The sequence below is a fragment of the Streptomyces sp. NPDC055815 genome (assembly GCF_053616475.1).
Genome location: NZ_JBSHDU010000016.1, coordinates 84,237 through 98,335 on the forward strand (window position 1 = coordinate 84,237; position 14,099 = coordinate 98,335).

Here is a 14,099-nt window from a genome sequence, read left to right on the forward strand (position 1 = left end):
GCCCGTGGGACGGGAGTCCTGCGGGCCCCCTGTTTCTTACGGCTCTTACGGCTCTCGGCTTCTTACGGCTTCTTACGGCGGTGAGGCTGTGCAGCCTCACCGCCTCACCGCCTCACAGCCCCAGCGCCTCGTCGCGGGAGGCCTCCGCCTCGCGGCGGACGAGGCGGAACCACATGAAGACCACGAAGCCCGCGAAGACGAACCACTCCGCCGTGTAGCCGAGGTTCTGGAAGGCCTTGGCGTCCAGGCTCGTGCCCGCCGCGGCCGCCGCCGGCACCGGCGTGAGGCCGGTGGGGGAGTCCGCGAGGGTGATCCAGGCGTCGTAGACGTCGTCCGTCACCACGTTCACCAGGGACGCCGCGCTGATCATCCCGAGCTGCCCCTCGGGCAGCCCGCCCGCCGCGCGGACGCCCTTCGTGCCCGGGTTCTCCGAGGCCTGGAGCGCGCCCACCACCGTGACCTCGCCGGCCGGCGGGGCGGGGGCCTTCGCGCCCGCAGGGAGCCAGCCCCGGACCACCGGCAGCGAGCGACCGCCGTCGGTCCGCAGCAGCGTCAGGACGTACGAGCCGGTCCGGCCGTCCAGCTCGCGGTCCGGCACGAGGAACTGCTCCCCGAACCGGCCGCGCGCCTCGGCGGAACGGCCCGAGGTCTCCTTGTCCACCGGCAGCAGCGAGTCCAGCGGCTCGGCCTTCAGCGAGCTCGCCGCCGGCCGCTCCTCGGCCTCCCGGTGGGAGTCGACGCGGTCCTCGAACTTGCCGAGCTGCCAGGTCCCCATGAACACGCAGAACGGGATCGCGAGGAGGACGAAGACGTTGATCCCCCACCAGCGGGGCGTTCTCAGGAACCGGTACACGCCCCCCACGGTACGCAAACGGCCTCAGCCCTCCGACGGCCGGGTCCCCAGGTGTCTGGCCGCGAAGTCCAGGTCCAGGGCGACCTGCTTGATCCGCTCCTCCACCACCAGCGAGCCGTGGCCCGCGTCGTACCGGTAGACCTCGTGCACCGCGCCCCGGGCCGCGAGCCGGTCGACGTAGTTGTCGATCTGGCGGATCGGGCAGCGCGGGTCGTTGACGCCGGCCGACACGTGCACCGGGGCCTTCACCGCGTCCACGTACGTCAGCGGCGACGAGGCCGCGTACCGCTCGGGCACCTCCTCCGGGGAGCCGCCCAGGAGCGTCCGGTCCAGCGCCTTGAGGGCCTCCATCTCGTCCTCGTACGCCGTGACGTAGTCCGCGACGGGCACCGCCGCGAGACCCACCGCCCAGTCGTCCGGCTGCGTGCCCAGACCGAGCAGCGTCAGATACCCGCCCCAGGAGCCGCCGGACAGGACCAGGCGCTCCGGGTCGGCGAGGCCGCTCGCCACCGCCCAGGCGCGGACCGCCGCGATGTCCTCCAGCTCGATCAGACCGACCCGGTGCTTCAGCGCGTCCGTCCACTCCCGGCCGTACCCCGTGGAGCCCCGGTAGTTGACCCGCACCACCGCGTACCCGTGGTCCACCCAGGCCGCCGGGCCCGAGGCGAAGGCGTCGCTGTCGTGCCAGGCCGGGCCGCCGTGCACCTCGAAGATCGTCGGGAAGGGGCCCTCGCCCTCCACCGGACGCTGCACGAGCGCGTGGACCCTGCCGCCGGGGCCCTCCACCCACACGTCCTGCACGGGCACCGACGGGGGCGCCTTCGGGCCGGGCGGGTCCAGGACCACACCGCCGGCCGTGGACCGCACCACCGGCGGCTCGGCGGCCGAGGACCACAGGTACTCCACGGAGCCGTCGGGCCGGGCCGTCGCGCTCGACACCGAACCGGCCGGGGTCTCCACCCGGACCAGCGCGCCGGTCGCGATCTCGTACCGCCACAGCTCGCTGCGGGCCTCGAAGCCGTGCACGATCAGCAGCCCCGAGCCGTCCGGGTACCACTCCGCCGACACGTCGCCCGGCAGGTCGAGCCGCAGATCGGTCTCGGTGCCCGTCGCCACGTCCCACAGGAGCGGCTCCCAGCGGCCCCGCCGCTGGTGGCCGACGAGCAGCCGGGTGTCCCCGGCCAGCGGCGCGAAGCCGAGGACGGTGAGCCCCAGCTCCTCCGTGCCGCCCTTGGTGTCGTCGAGCTCGGCCACCACAGCCGCGTCCGAGGCGCGCAGCACCCGCAGCGAGGAGTGCATCGCGTCCCCGTGCTCGGTGTGCTCGATCGCGATCAGCGAGCCGTCGTACGACAGGTCGCCGACCCCGGCGGACTCCCGGTGCCGGTAGATCTCGACCGGGGCGGCGGCCCCCGGCCGTACGAGATGGACCGTCGAGCCGTCCTCGTCCGTGGAGCGGCCCACCACCAGCGTGCCCTCCCGGCCGATGGCGAGCCCCGCCGGATAGGAGGCGGCGAGACCGGGCACGGCCGGCTCGTCGGCGCCGCCCGCGAACGGCTGGCGCATCCACACCCCGAACTCGTCCCCGTCGGTGTCCGCGAACCACCAGACCGAGGCGCCGTCCGGCGACAGCGTGCCGTCCGTCGTCCCGTTCGGCCGGTCCGTGACCTGCCGCTGCTCGCCGCTCGCCCGGTCCCAGGCGTACAGCTCGTACGTCCCCGTCGCGTTGGACACGAACAGTGAGCGGTCCGGGGCCTCCTCGGCCCATTCCGGCAGGGAGACGCGGGGCGCCCGGAAGCGCTGCTCCCAGACGGGGGTGTCGCTGTGCTTGCTCTCGGTAGTCATGGCAACCATCATGCTCCGCGCCGCCGACAAACGGGTCGCGTCCTCCGCAGCCTGTGGATAACCTCCCCGGCATGTACTCTCCGACGCCCGAGGACTGGCTAGAGGCCAACCGCGCGAAGTGGGACGAGCGCGTCCCGATCCATGCCGCCAGCGAGTTCTACGACCTCGACGCCTTCCGCGCGGGCAAGGACGCCCTGCGGGACTTCGAGCTCGCGGAGGTCGGCGACGTCACGGGCCGCTCGCTGCTGCACCTCCAGTGCCACATCGGCCTGGACACCCTCTCCTGGGCCCGGCACGGCGCCTCGCACGTCGTCGGCCTGGACTTCTCCGAGCCGGCCGTCGACACGGCCCGCGCGCTCGCGGCCGACCTGGGCCTCCCGCAGGAGCGGGCCGCCTTCGTCGCCGCCGACGTGTACGACGCCGCCGAGGCCGTCCCCGACACCTCGTACGACATCGTCTACACCGGCCTCGGGGCGCTGTGCTGGCTCCCCGACATCGACCGCTGGGCGGAGACCGCGGCCTCCCTCGTCGCCCCGGGCGGCTTCCTCTACGTGGCCGAGTTCCATCCGCTGACCGACTCGCTCGACGACGAGACCGGCAGCCGGGTCGTGCACGACTACTTCGTCCGCGACCCGTGGGTGGACACGAGCCCGGGGACGTACGCCGACCTCGACGCCGTCACCGTGAACAACCGCAGCGTGGAGTGGGTGCACCCGGTCGGCGAGGTCGTCACGGCGCTCGCGAAGGCGGGCCTGCGCATCGAGTTCCTGCACGAGCACGACGCCTCGCTCTTCCCGCGGTACGGAGCCCTCAAGCGCCACGAGGACGGCTACTACCGCTTCCCGGCGGACCGCCCCCGCATCCCCCTGATGTACTCGATCAAGGCGACCCGCCCGGCCTGACGCCGAGGGTCAGGGCCGACCGTCGGGACCGGCCCCCGTCACCGCTGGATGCGGATGACGGCCCGGCCGCCGCCGAGGTCGACCGTCGAGTGGCGCGGCGGGGCGCCGTCCTCCTCGTCGTCGCGCAGCACGAGGGCGCTCTGCCGCTCCTTGAGCTCGTTCTGCTTGCCCTGCGAGAAGGTGGCGTGCAGCTGCTCGAAGCCCGTCGAGGAGACCTGACCGGTGCGCTTGCCGCGTCCGGTCATGCGGAGGATCTGGTCGGCGAAGGCGATCACGGTCAGCAGGATGACCAGACCGGGCAGCGTCACGAACACGGCGAACTCCATGCCCCCATCACAACACGCGCCCCGGCGCCCTGTCAGGGGACGGTCGAGGGCCTGATGTGGTGGGTGCGCCGCCCGTCCGCGCCGAGGACCTGCGCGCCGATCTTGTGGGTGCGCAGGGACACCGCGGTGCCCGTGATCCGCAGTGCCGGCGCCGCCCGCACGAGCGCGGCGGTCACGTCGTGGAGTTCCTCGACGGTGCCGAGCCACATGGCGAGAGCCAGGTTGTGGCGCCCGGTGACCGAGGTGACCACGCGGGTCTGCCGCAGCCTGCCGAGCGCGGCCACCGACTCGGCCACGTCCAGCGGCGGTACGTCCGCCGTGACCAGCGCCCACACCGGCCGCCCGGAGAACCGCGGGGCCGGCAGACAGTGGTGGTGGCAGGCGCCGGCCGCGCCGAGCGCGTCCAGCCTGCGGCGCACGGTCGACTCGCTCGTGCCGCACTGCCGGGCCAGTTCGGCGGCGCTGCGCCGGGCGTCGCCCGCCAGCTCCGCGACGATCCGCTGGTCCAGCTCCGTGACGTGCGGGTACGCGCGCGCGGGGGGCCGGATCCGCCGTTCGCCGCCGGTGAGCTCGGCGAGGTGCTGCACCTGTCCCGGGGTGAGCTGCTCGATCCGCGAGCGGTAGGGCCGGTTGTGCAGCTGGGTGACGACCTGGGTGCGGGCCCTGAGCACCCCGGGGAGCCGCCGCACCCGGCCGGCGAGGTAGCCGTCGAGGGCGTGCAGGTCGGGGCAGTTGACGAGCAGGATCAGGTCGGAGTCGCCGGTCACCTGGTGGACGCCGAGGGTGTACGGGTCCTCCGCGAGCTGGACCGCGGTGGCCTCGGCGTCGCCGGCCACGCACTCCAGCTCGACCCACGCGTAGAGGGTGGCTTCGGTGCCGCGGCGGGCGGCGAGCATCGAACTCCACGCGTACCCCCCGGTGGTGAGGGTCTCCCAGCGCCGGGCGAGGGTTTCGGGGCTCACGGCGAGGACGGTGGAGAGCTGGGTCCAGCTGGCGCGGGGCGCTATCTGCAGTGCGTGGATCAGCGCCAGATCCACCTCCCCCAGGACGGATTCCCTGGTATGCATGTGCCTCCTTGGTCGATCCCGGGGAAACCCTGGGTGCGGGCACGGGAAGGCCCCAGGATGTGGACCAGGGCTCATGCATTCAAGCCGCGAACCTGGCTGATTTCCATTAAATCCGTCCTATGTCACAGGAGAAGGGCGGAGAAGTGACACGGGGGCTGGACCACATGTGGACAGGAGAACCACCGGAGACCGAACGCCTGTGGGGCGAGACGGTCGGCCTTGACCAGATCGCCGCGGCCGAACGCGGCTACGAGAGCTGCGGGCCGGCCGAACGGCTCCTGTGGGAGCGGCTCTCCGTCTTCGAGGGGGCCTTCGGCCGGGAGGCCGCCCGCGAGGTCTGCGCCTCCGGCACGCTGCCCGCGGGGCGGATCGAGGCGGTCCTCGACCGGCTCGCCCCCCTCGCCCTGCTGCCCGTCGACGACCTCTTCGACGGCGAGGACGGTCTGCCCCGGTACTGGATGCCGCATCCGATGCGGGCCGTCGGCGCCCGCCGGCTCACCGCGCGCGGCGACCGCTGGGCCGTCCTCCTGCACCACCGCAGGTGGTGCGTGAAGGTCGCCCGGCGGGCCGCCGACTGGTGGCAGCGGGGCCGTCAGCTCGACGCCCGGGACCTCGCGCTGCGCGAACTCCCCGACCTGGCCGCCGCCATGGACCCGACGACCGCGCCGCTCTCGCCGAGTGCCGAGGCGGAGACGTCCGTGGAGATCGCGGTCTCCCTGTGGTTCCTGTGGGTGGCCTGCGGGCGGATCGCCGAGGGCCGCAGCAGGCTGCGGCACGCCCTCAGCCTGCACGCCGGACCGCCCTCCGCCCGTGCCCTGTGGCTCGCCGCCTTCCTGGAGCTGGAGTCGGGCCGTCCCGAGGACGCCGACCCGCTCCTCGCCCAGGCGTGGGCGGCGGCCGTACGGGACGGCGACGAGCGCTGTCTGGCGCTCCTGGCCCATCTGCGCGGCGCGACCGCCCTCTACCAGGGGCGTACGCGCGCGGCGGAGGCCGAATTCCGGGAGGCCCTCGCGCTGATGGAGGAGCACCCCGAGTTCGGTCCGACCCGGCAGGCCTGCTGGGTCGGGCTCGCGCTCTCGCTGTGCCGCTCCGACCCGGAGGCGGCGCAGGAGGCGCTGGACCAGGGGGACCTGGACCGCGAGAGCCGGCGGGCCTGGGTGGGCCGTGACATGTTCGCCGACGCCTGGGCGTACCACGTACGGGCCGAACTCGGGGCCTGGGACGGGGAGCGGGAGCGGGCCGCGGAGTACGCCAGGAGGGCCCTGCGCGAGCATCTGCGGCTCGGTTCGGCGGTGGGCGCGGCCTGCGCGGCGGAACTCCTCGCGCAGATGCGGGCGATGGAGGGGAGGTACGACGCGGCGGCCCATCTCCTGGGCGCGGTCGATCTGTTGCGGACCTCGGTCTTCGACTCCTCGTACCGGCCGGCGGAGTACTGCGTGGTCACCAGGACCCGGGGCGAGGAGGCCCTCGGGGCGCTGCTCGTCGACCCGGAGCTGCGGAGCGCGTACGAAGAGGGCGCGAGGCGCGGCCTGTTCGCGCTGGCGGGGGAGATCTAGCACCGGGTTTTCCACAGGGCGGGACTCGCGGCCGGGCCGTCGTCGGTCCGGATGCCTACGATGTCGGAACGCGTAGCCGACGAAGCAGAGGAACAGGAACGACACGTAGCTGAGGACCAGCATGGTGGTGCTCGTGACCAGGCCCAGGATCGGCGAGCTGGTGGCGGCCTTCAGCACCGCGAGGCCCATCACCCCGAACATGCCGAGTCCGGCGAGCAGCGCGAGTCTACGGGGTGACGATCGGGAACTGGGCGTCGGGCTTCGTCACGTACGAGAAGAGGCGGGCGAGCAGGGCCGGATCGCCCTCCACCCCGATGCCGAGCTCCTGGAGGCTCTTCCCGGCGAGCAGGCCGAGCAGCTGGGCCTTCCCGAGGGTGAGGGCCAGTCCGGCGGGCGTCCGGGGCTCGGCGACCACCCGGTGGGTGAGGGCGCCGTTGTGCAGGGTGAGCCGGTGCCGCTCGCCCGCGCCCGTGGGGCCGTCCAGGAGCACCAGGTCGATCGTCAGGTCCTCGTCACAGGCCCGCGGCCCGTCGATCGCGATGGCGATCGAATCGATCAGCATGGGGACGGTGAGGGCCATCGCCACCTCGGGGTTGGCCATGTCGACCATGTCGCCGGTGACGCCCTGCCGGAGCTCCTGGGCGCCGCGCAGATAGAAGTTCCGCCAGGTGGCGTTCTCGGCGCCGTACCCGAGATCCTCGTACACGGCGGCGAGGGCCCGCTTCGCCTCCTCGTTCCCGGGGTCGGCGAAGACCACGTGGTTGAGGAGGGTCGCGGCGAAGCGCGGATCGCCGGACTCGGCGTACCGGCGGGCCTTGGCGAGGGCCTCGGCGGGGCCGCCGGCCACGTCCACGTACCGCTGCGCGAGCTGCACCGGCGGGTGCTCCCACAGGTGGGCCGGGTTGCCGTCGTACCAGCCCAGGTACCGCTGGTAGACCGCCTTGGCGTTGTGGCTGAGGGAGCCGTAGTAGCCGCGGGCGTGCCAGGCCTTCTCCAGGGCCGGCGGCAGCTCGATCCGTTCGGCGATCTCGACGCCCGTCCAGCCCTCGTTGAGCAGGCGGAGGGTCTGGTCGTGCAGGTACGCGTAGAGGTCGCGCTGCTCGCCCAGGAACCGCACCACGTTGTCGTGACCCCAGGTCGGCCAGTGGTGGGAGGCGAAGCCGACGTCGTACTGCCCGTGGAAGTACTCGATCGCCTCGTCCAGGTAGTGGGCCCAGATCCGGGAGTTGCGGACGACCGCGCCGCGCAGGGTCAGCACGTTGTGCATGTTGTGCGTGGCGTTCTCCGCCAGGCACAGGGCGCGGTGGTCGGGGAAGAGGAAGTTCATCTCGGACGGGGCCTCGGTGCCCGGCGTCAGCTGGAAGACGATCGGCACGCCGTCGACCGTCTCCTGCTGCCCGGTCTCCGTGATGTCCACGGTCGGCGGGATCAGGCTGATGGTGCCGGTGGAGGTGCCCTGGCCGAGGCCCACGCCGATCTGCCCGTCGGGGGCCTTCGGCAGCCCGACGCCGTACATGTAGCTCGCCCGGCGGGTCATCGCCGTGCCCGCGTACACGTTCTCGCTGACCGCGTGCTCCAGGAAGCCGGCGGGGGCGAGGATCGGGACGCCCTCCTCGGTGCCGTGCGGGAGGACGCCCCGGACCCCGCCGAAGTGGTCGCCGTGCGAGTGGGTGTAGATCACTCCGGTGACCGGCCGGTCGCCCCGGTGCTCCTTGTAGAGCGCGAGCGCGGCGGCCGCGGTCTCCACGGAGATCAGCGGGTCGATGACGATCACCCCGCGCTCGCCCTCGACGAGCGTCATGTTGGAGATGTCCAGGCCGCGGACCTGGTAGATGCCCGCGGTGACCTCGTACAGGCCCTGGCGCGCGGAGAGCTGCCCCTGCCGCCACAGACTGGGGTGCGCGGTGTCCGGGCAGTCGCCCTTGAGGAAGCCGTAGGCGTCGTTGTCCCAGACCACGCGGCCGTCGGCGGCCGTCACCACACCGGGGACGAGGGCGCCGAGGAAGCCCCGGTCGGCATCGTCGAAGTCGGTCGTGTCCTCGAACGAGGGCAGGGTGTCGCTCATGTGCCAGGTGCTCCGTTCCGCTTGCGGGCGGTGATCGGCGTACCGGTCCATCTGAACACCGGGGTACTACGGCCGCACTTCGGAGCGGGCGGGGAACGGGCGGGCGCGCCGGACCGTGCCTACGCTGGAGGTACGCGTCCCGCTCCGTCGGCACGTGCCCACCCGCGCGGCTCGGAGGTGGCCCATGAGGGCACGCCACCACTTCCACATCGACTACCTCGGCCACTCGGTCTCCGCGACCGTGCAGACCGGGCACACCCCGGTCGTCGAGGTCCTCGTCGACGGCAAGGAGACCGGCCACGCCACGACCCGCGACGACCGGCCGGTCACCGTCGAGATCGAGCTGCCGACCGACCCGCCGACGCCTGTGACCGTACGGGCGACCCCGGGGCCCGGCGTACCGCGCTGCCTGCTCCTCGCGGAGGCGGACGAGGAGCCCCACGTCATGGCGCCGCGACTGTACTGACCTGCTCCCCGGCGCTCAGGACAGCCAGGCCATCCCGATGACCAGGAAGACGACGAAGGCGATGGCCCCGGCCACGGCAGCCGTCTTGCGCGGCCGGCGCCGGGACAGCTCGGCGAGCGCGCCGCCGGTGCTCGGCTGGCTCTGGCGCCGCCGGGCGGCGGGCGCGGGGCGGTTCATCGGCGGCCGGTTCATCGGCGGCGGGGTCGGCGCGGGCGTGTGCACCGGCGCGGGCATGGGCATCGGCGCGGGCCCGGCGGGCTGAAGGGGCGCGGGGGCCTGACGGTGGGCCTGAGGAGAGTGGGCATGCGGAGGGTGGGCCTGAGGAGAGTGGGCCTGGGGCCTGACGGGGGCGGCACCGGGGTAGGAGCGCCAGGCGCCGGAGGAGAACCAGTCCGAGATCGCCTGCGCCGACGGCCGCTGCTCCGGCTGCTTCGCGAGCAGGCTCAGGAGGTACGTCTCGAACTCGGGCGGCAGCGCGGCGCCGAGCCGGCTCGGCGGCACGGGCGCGGTGTCGATGTGCTGGTACAGCAGGGCGGTCGCGGTGTCCGCGCGGAACGGGGGTCTTCCGGTGAGGAGTTGGTAGAGCACGCAGCCGAGCGAGTACACGTCGGAGGCGGGGGACGCGGGCTGCCCGAGGGCACGCTCGGGGGCGAGGTAGAGCCCCGTGCCCACGATCTGGCCCGTCGTCGTGAGCGCCGCGGAGGGGTCGTCGACGAACCGTGCGATGCCGAAGTCGGCCAGCTTGACGGTGCCTTCGGCGTCGACGAGCAGGTTCCCCGGCTTGATGTCCCGGTGCACCACGCCCTGCCGGTGCGCGGCCGCGAGCCCTGCGGCGGCGTGCGCGGCGACCACCGCGACCCGCTCGACGGTCAGGACCAGCGGATCCGACGGGCTCCCCTGGAGGCTGTCGCCCTCGACCAACTCCATGACCAGGAACAGCTTTCCGTCCCACGTGCCGAAGTCGAAGACGCCCACCACGTGCGGGTGGCTCAGCCGCGCGGCGGTCTGCGCCTCCAGCCGGAAGCGGTCACCGGCGGAGGGGTCGGTCGCCTGGGCCAGCATCAGCTTCACGGCCACGGACCGGCCGAGGACCTCGTCGGTGGCCTGCCACACCTCGCCCATGCCGCCCCGGCCGATACACACATGAAGCCGATATCGGTCCGCGACCAGCACCTGGGAGACCACCCTTTCGACGATCGATCAACCTGACGGAAGGGAACCAGCGTAGAGCCGCCCGAAGCCCTCCCTCGTCCCGCGCCCCCCTAGCGCCTCCCGTCGGGTGCACGACACCCGTGGTCCTGGTGAACGGAAGGTGTCCCCGGACGGTTAGCATCGCGGCCCGGAGCGAGTTCCGGCGGACATGGGACGGAGTGGGTCGTGGCGCGACCTCGTGTGGGTGTGGCGGTACTGACGATGGGCACGCGCCCCGCCGAGCTGGGGGCCCTGCTCGACGCCGTGGCGGGCCAGGACGAGCCCGCCGCCCGGATCGTCGTCGTCGGCAACGGCACCGGGACGCTCCCCGAGCTGCCCGAGGGCGTGACCGGGGTCGAACTCCCCGAGAACCGGGGCGTCTCGGGCGGCCGGAACGTCGCCATCGAGACGCTGCGCGCGTTCGGCGACGTCGACATCGTGGTGGACCTCGACGACGACGGCCTCCTCGTCGACCGGGACGTCTTCCGCCGCGTGGCGGACCTGTACGACGGCGACCCGACGCTCGGCGTCGTCTCGTTCCGCATCGCCGACGAGACCGGCGAGACCCAGCGCCGGCACATCCCCCGGCTCGGGGCGAAGGACCCGCTGCGCGGCGGCGAGGTGACCACCTTCCTCGGCGGCGGCCACGGCCTGTCGATGCGCATGCTGGACGAGATCGGCGGCTGGCCGGAGGACTTCTTCTTCACCCACGAGGAGACCGACCTCGCCTGGCGGGCCCTGGACGCCGGCTGGAAGGTCATCTATGAGCCGAAGCTGCTGCTCCAGCACCCGAAGACCAGCCCGGCCCGGCACGCCGTCTACTACCGGATGACCGCCCGCAACCGCGTCTGGCTGGCCAAGCGCAACCTGCCGGCCCTCCTCGTCCCCGTCTACCTCGGCGTGTGGACCCTGCTGACCCTGGCCCGCACCCGCTCCCTGCCGGGCCTCAAGGCCTGGTTCGGCGGCTTCGCCGAGGGCGTCCGCCGCTCCTGCGGCCCCCGCACGCCGATGCGCTGGACGACGGTCCTCCACATGGCCCGCCTGGGCCGCCCGCCGGTGATCTAGAGCCGGTCCGGCCCTGATCCGCCGGACAGGCCCCGGGACCCGTCTGTCAGCATGACGCCCATGGGAACGTCACTGACTCCGTCGCGGGGCACCGGAGCCGACGACACGCTCGACGTGCGGGTGTGGGCGCTGCCGGTCCCGGACCCGTCGGCCGCGCTCGACCCGGGCGTCCTGGACGAGGAGGAGCGCCGCCGGGCGGCCGCCTTCGTCCGGGACGAGGACCGGCACCTCTACTGCTTCGCCCACATCGCGCTCCGGACGGTCCTGGCCGGCCTGACCGGCACCGCAGCCGGCGCGCTGCGCTTCGACCGGGCCCCCTGCCCGTGCTGCGACGGTCCGCACGGGCGGCCCGTCCTGCGGTCGGCGGCCGCACCGGAGTTCTCGCTGTCGCACACCCGGGGCCTGGTCGTGATCGGCGTCGCGCCCGTCCCGATCGGCGTCGACGCGGAGCCCGTACCGGAGGCGGGGACCGCGGAGGAACTCACGAAGGTGCTGCACCCGGCGGAACGCCAGGAGGTCGAAGCCGCGCCTCCGCAGGACCGGCCGGCCGTCTTCGCGCGCCTGTGGGCCCGCAAGGAGGCGTACCTCAAGGGCCTGGGCACCGGTCTCGGCCGCGATCTGGCGGCCGACGACGTCCGCGGCCCGCTCCCCGGCTGGCACCTCGCCGATCTCGCCGTGGGCGCCGGCCACGCGGCCGCCGTCGCGGTCGCCTCCCCGGCACCCTACGAGGTCCGCCTCCACCGGGGCCTGCCGGACTGAGCCCCCGGGCGGTGGCGTCAGCGGGTGAGCGAGAGCCAGCCCTGGCGGACCGCGTTGGCCCCCGCCTCGAAGCGGCTGCGGGCCCCCAGCCGCTCCATGAGGAGGGCGGTGAGCCGGCGGGCGGTCCGGGCGGAGACGCCGAGCCGCCTCGCGATGACCTCGTCCGTGAGCCCGGTGTCGAGGAGCCGGAGGATCTCGACCTCCTGGTTGCTCAGGTCGTTCTGGTCGACGACGGGCGGCGTGCCCAGCGGGGTCGCCGCGGCCCAGGTGCTCTCGAAGAGCGCGTAGAGCGCGGTGACGATCCCCTCGCCCTTGAGCAGCACCGCTCCGGTCCGCGCGTCGGAGGTGTCGAGCGGCAGGACCACCTGGCGGCGGTCGATGATGACCATCCGCACCGGGAGGGTGGCCGCGGTGCGGACCTGTCCGCCGCGCGAGCTCAGCCAGTTGACGTGTTCGAGGGTGGGGGCGTGGTTGCGCACGCTGTCGAGGTAGATCGTCCGCATCCGGATGCCCCGGTCGAGCAGCGCGGCGTTCGGCCGGCGGCTGGCCTCCAGGTCGGCCGCGGGGTGGGCGCCGCCGGGAGCGAAGGTGGTGATCTCCTGCTCCGCCTGGGCCGCCAGGAGCACCAGCCGCTCCCGTATGACGTCGACGCCTATGAGTCGCTCGGCGTCCTCGCCGGAGGTGGCGGCGGTGTTCGTCAGCGCCGAGCACTCGGCGATGAGCTGGGCGGCGGCGGCCCGCGAGGTCTCGATCCGGAGCTGCTGGGCGGCGAGGTCCGCCTGCTGCCGGGAGAGGATCAGCTCCATGGCGATCTCCGGGCTGACCGCGCGGTAGCCGCCGCCCTCCCGCAGGGCGGGCCGGACCAGGGCGAGGGTGCTGAGCGAGTCGAGACTCCGGTGGGCGTCCTGCTCGTCGACGCCGAGACGGGCGGAGAGCGTGGCCAGGTCATCCTGGGGATAGGCCAGCATGGACTTGTAGAGCTGTTCCGCCGCGGAATCCAGGCCCAGTGGCTCGAGCACCGTTCCCCCTTGAACTAACCGGTGTTTTCCTCTGACCGAGTCGGACGCAAGTATCACCGAGCGTGCAGGTTCAGGCAATGGCATAAAGCGGCCAATCCGCCCTGTCCTGCAGTGTTTGCCGGAGATGCGAGCCTGGGTCCATGTATATGGTTCACGCTCAACTGGCCTCGAAATCAAGCGAATCGTTGCCGGGCGGCGCCTCGGAAATCTTCCGGGGAAGTGCAAAGCCCGGTGAATCCGTCGAGTACGTCGTCGTGCATCCGGATACGCCCGTCGGCCCGGTCGTCGGCCTCTTCCTGCTCGCCCGCTCCCTGGAGCAGGCCGAGGAGATCGGGGCGGCCGTGTGCGGGAGGGCGCTGCGGACCCGCCGGGAGCTGAGCGGCTTCCTGCTGCTCGGCTGCGAGGGCAGGCTGGTCGGTCCGTACTTCGACCGAATGTTCGGGTGGGATCGCCCTGGACGGGTTATGCCAAGGCCGGATCATGACAGCGGAAACCCCTTCCTCGACTTCTGAGCCGTGGACAGACTGAGGTCATCAAGTCGATCAACGGGAAGAGCGGGGTCGGAGAACCCTGGCCACCGCACCTTCTCCGGTTGCTCCAGGGGGAAGAACCATGCTTGGAAAGCGCATCGCGCAGCACGTCGCCGCCGTCCTGCTGGCCGGTGCCGGCCTCTGCGCCGCGGCCGCCGCGGTCGTCGCGACGGACCCCGGCACGACCGCGCCGCAGGTGCGGGTCGAGGCCGCCGTGGCGCCGTCCGGAACGGCGACCGGTACGACGTCGGTGAACGACATCACCTGGGGTCCGTGAACCACCCCGGGCCGGGCGGCAGTTCGCCGCCCGGAGAGTGGAACTGAATTTCCGTCAATGGAGCGGCGAAGCCCTCCCACGGGAATCGAGAATTGATTCATCTCGGGCACGTGACGACTCCGTACCCGTAACCGGCCCGGATCTCATGGGCCTTATCCCTGCCGTTTCCGCTTTCCCGGCG

Annotated in this window: 14 protein-coding genes; 7 read left to right on the forward strand and 7 right to left on the reverse strand. The window is 73.0% G+C overall.

All coding sequences use genetic code 11. The annotated features are described in order from the left end of the window. Positions 1 to 112: 112 nt before the first annotated feature. Both ACWGN5_RS13580 and ACWGN5_RS13585 read right to left on the reverse strand, forming a co-directional pair. Positions 113 to 853, reverse strand: coding sequence for an SURF1 family protein (locus ACWGN5_RS13580; protein WP_453514357.1), 741 nt, complete (start codon positions 851 to 853; stop codon positions 113 to 115). 24 nt (positions 854 to 877) lie between these two features. Continuing rightward, positions 878 to 2,695: a prolyl oligopeptidase family serine peptidase gene (locus ACWGN5_RS13585; protein ID WP_453514359.1), complete on the reverse strand. Its 1,818-nt coding sequence runs from the start codon at positions 2,693 to 2,695 to the stop codon at positions 878 to 880. A 71-nt stretch (positions 2,696 to 2,766) separates the two neighbouring features. Between ACWGN5_RS13585 and ACWGN5_RS13590 the strand changes: the two genes are divergently transcribed. Beyond that, positions 2,767 to 3,597 carry a class I SAM-dependent methyltransferase gene (locus ACWGN5_RS13590; protein WP_453514361.1) on the forward strand — a complete coding sequence of 277 codons (831 nt, stop codon included), beginning with the start codon at positions 2,767 to 2,769 and terminating at the stop codon, positions 3,595 to 3,597. Positions 3,598 to 3,635: 38 nt separating this feature from the next. Here the strand turns inward: ACWGN5_RS13590 and ACWGN5_RS13595 are convergent, their stop codons facing one another. Both ACWGN5_RS13595 and ACWGN5_RS13600 read right to left on the reverse strand, forming a co-directional pair. Continuing rightward, positions 3,636 to 3,923: a DUF6191 domain-containing protein gene (locus ACWGN5_RS13595; RefSeq protein WP_453514363.1), complete on the reverse strand. Its 288-nt coding sequence runs from the start codon at positions 3,921 to 3,923 to the stop codon at positions 3,636 to 3,638. Between the two features lie 32 nt (positions 3,924 to 3,955). After that, complete coding sequence (locus tag ACWGN5_RS13600) at positions 3,956 to 4,990, reverse strand: Lrp/AsnC family transcriptional regulator (protein WP_453514365.1); 1,035 nt, start codon at positions 4,988 to 4,990, stop codon at positions 3,956 to 3,958. Positions 4,991 to 5,109: 119 nt separating this feature from the next. Here ACWGN5_RS13600 and ACWGN5_RS13605 point away from each other — a divergent pair, with 119 nt between their 5' ends. Further along, positions 5,110 to 6,546 carry a tetratricopeptide repeat protein gene (locus tag ACWGN5_RS13605; RefSeq protein WP_453514368.1) on the forward strand — a complete coding sequence of 479 codons (1,437 nt, stop codon included), beginning with the start codon at positions 5,110 to 5,112 and terminating at the stop codon, positions 6,544 to 6,546. Between the two features lie 226 nt (positions 6,547 to 6,772). On the opposite strand, the gene ACWGN5_RS13610 is transcribed toward ACWGN5_RS13605, so the two are convergent. Next, positions 6,773 to 8,611, reverse strand: coding sequence for an alkyl/aryl-sulfatase (locus ACWGN5_RS13610; RefSeq protein WP_453514371.1), 1,839 nt, complete (start codon positions 8,609 to 8,611; stop codon positions 6,773 to 6,775). 184 nt (positions 8,612 to 8,795) lie between these two features. On the opposite strand from ACWGN5_RS13610, the gene ACWGN5_RS13615 reads away from it, so the two are divergent. Further along, entirely contained in the window at positions 8,796 to 9,077 is a 282-nt protein-coding gene (locus ACWGN5_RS13615; RefSeq protein WP_453514373.1) for a hypothetical protein, read from the forward strand. A gap of 15 nt (positions 9,078 to 9,092) precedes the next feature. On the opposite strand, the gene ACWGN5_RS13620 is transcribed toward ACWGN5_RS13615, so the two are convergent. Further along, positions 9,093 to 10,250, reverse strand: coding sequence for a protein kinase domain-containing protein (locus ACWGN5_RS13620; RefSeq protein WP_453514416.1), 1,158 nt, complete (start codon positions 10,248 to 10,250; stop codon positions 9,093 to 9,095). Positions 10,251 to 10,454: 204 nt separating this feature from the next. On the opposite strand from ACWGN5_RS13620, the gene ACWGN5_RS13625 reads away from it, so the two are divergent. Both ACWGN5_RS13625 and ACWGN5_RS13630 read left to right on the forward strand, forming a co-directional pair. Further along, on the forward strand, positions 10,455 to 11,333 hold the full coding sequence (locus ACWGN5_RS13625) for a glycosyltransferase family 2 protein (protein ID WP_453514374.1): 879 nt from the start codon (positions 10,455 to 10,457) through the stop codon (positions 11,331 to 11,333). 60 nt (positions 11,334 to 11,393) lie between these two features. Then, complete coding sequence (locus ACWGN5_RS13630; protein WP_453514376.1) at positions 11,394 to 12,092, forward strand: 4'-phosphopantetheinyl transferase family protein; 699 nt, start codon at positions 11,394 to 11,396, stop codon at positions 12,090 to 12,092. A 17-nt stretch (positions 12,093 to 12,109) separates the two neighbouring features. Here ACWGN5_RS13630 and ACWGN5_RS13635 read toward each other — a convergent pair whose 3' ends face one another. Further along, positions 12,110 to 13,111 (reverse strand): helix-turn-helix transcriptional regulator, encoded by a 1,002-nt coding sequence (locus ACWGN5_RS13635; protein ID WP_453514377.1) that lies wholly within the window; start codon positions 13,109 to 13,111, stop codon positions 12,110 to 12,112. A gap of 140 nt (positions 13,112 to 13,251) precedes the next feature. Here ACWGN5_RS13635 and ACWGN5_RS13640 point away from each other — a divergent pair, with 140 nt between their 5' ends. Together ACWGN5_RS13640 and ACWGN5_RS13645 are read left to right on the forward strand one after the other, a co-directional pair. Continuing rightward, entirely contained in the window at positions 13,252 to 13,623 is a 372-nt protein-coding gene (locus ACWGN5_RS13640; RefSeq protein WP_453514379.1) for a hypothetical protein, read from the forward strand. Positions 13,624 to 13,723: 100 nt separating this feature from the next. After that, the gene (locus ACWGN5_RS13645; protein ID WP_453514380.1) at positions 13,724 to 13,918 is read left to right on the forward strand and encodes a hypothetical protein; all 195 of its coding nucleotides are present in this window, start codon (positions 13,724 to 13,726) and stop codon (positions 13,916 to 13,918) included. The last annotated feature ends 181 nt before the right edge of the window (positions 13,919 to 14,099 follow it).

Bases quoted from the DNA above. Each gene is read 5' to 3' on its own strand.
- ACWGN5_RS13610 (WP_453514371.1), bottom strand. From the start codon at position 8,611: ATGAGCGACACCCTGCCCTCGTTCGAGGACACGACCGACTTCGACGAT.
- ACWGN5_RS13600 (WP_453514365.1), bottom strand. From the start codon at position 4,990: ATGCATACCAGGGAATCCGTCCTGGGGGAGGTGGATCTGGCGCTGATC.
- ACWGN5_RS13595 (WP_453514363.1), bottom strand. From the start codon at position 3,923: ATGGAGTTCGCCGTGTTCGTGACGCTGCCCGGTCTGGTCATCCTGCTG.
- ACWGN5_RS13630 (WP_453514376.1), top strand. From the start codon at position 11,394: ATGGGAACGTCACTGACTCCGTCGCGGGGCACCGGAGCCGACGACACG.
- ACWGN5_RS13615 (WP_453514373.1), top strand. From the start codon at position 8,796: ATGAGGGCACGCCACCACTTCCACATCGACTACCTCGGCCACTCGGTC.
- ACWGN5_RS13640 (WP_453514379.1), top strand. From the start codon at position 13,252: ATGTATATGGTTCACGCTCAACTGGCCTCGAAATCAAGCGAATCGTTG.
- ACWGN5_RS13590 (WP_453514361.1), top strand. From the start codon at position 2,767: ATGTACTCTCCGACGCCCGAGGACTGGCTAGAGGCCAACCGCGCGAAG.
- ACWGN5_RS13645 (WP_453514380.1), top strand. From the start codon at position 13,724: ATGCTTGGAAAGCGCATCGCGCAGCACGTCGCCGCCGTCCTGCTGGCC.
- ACWGN5_RS13585 (WP_453514359.1), bottom strand. From the start codon at position 2,695: ATGACTACCGAGAGCAAGCACAGCGACACCCCCGTCTGGGAGCAGCGC.
- ACWGN5_RS13605 (WP_453514368.1), top strand. From the start codon at position 5,110: ATGTCACAGGAGAAGGGCGGAGAAGTGACACGGGGGCTGGACCACATG.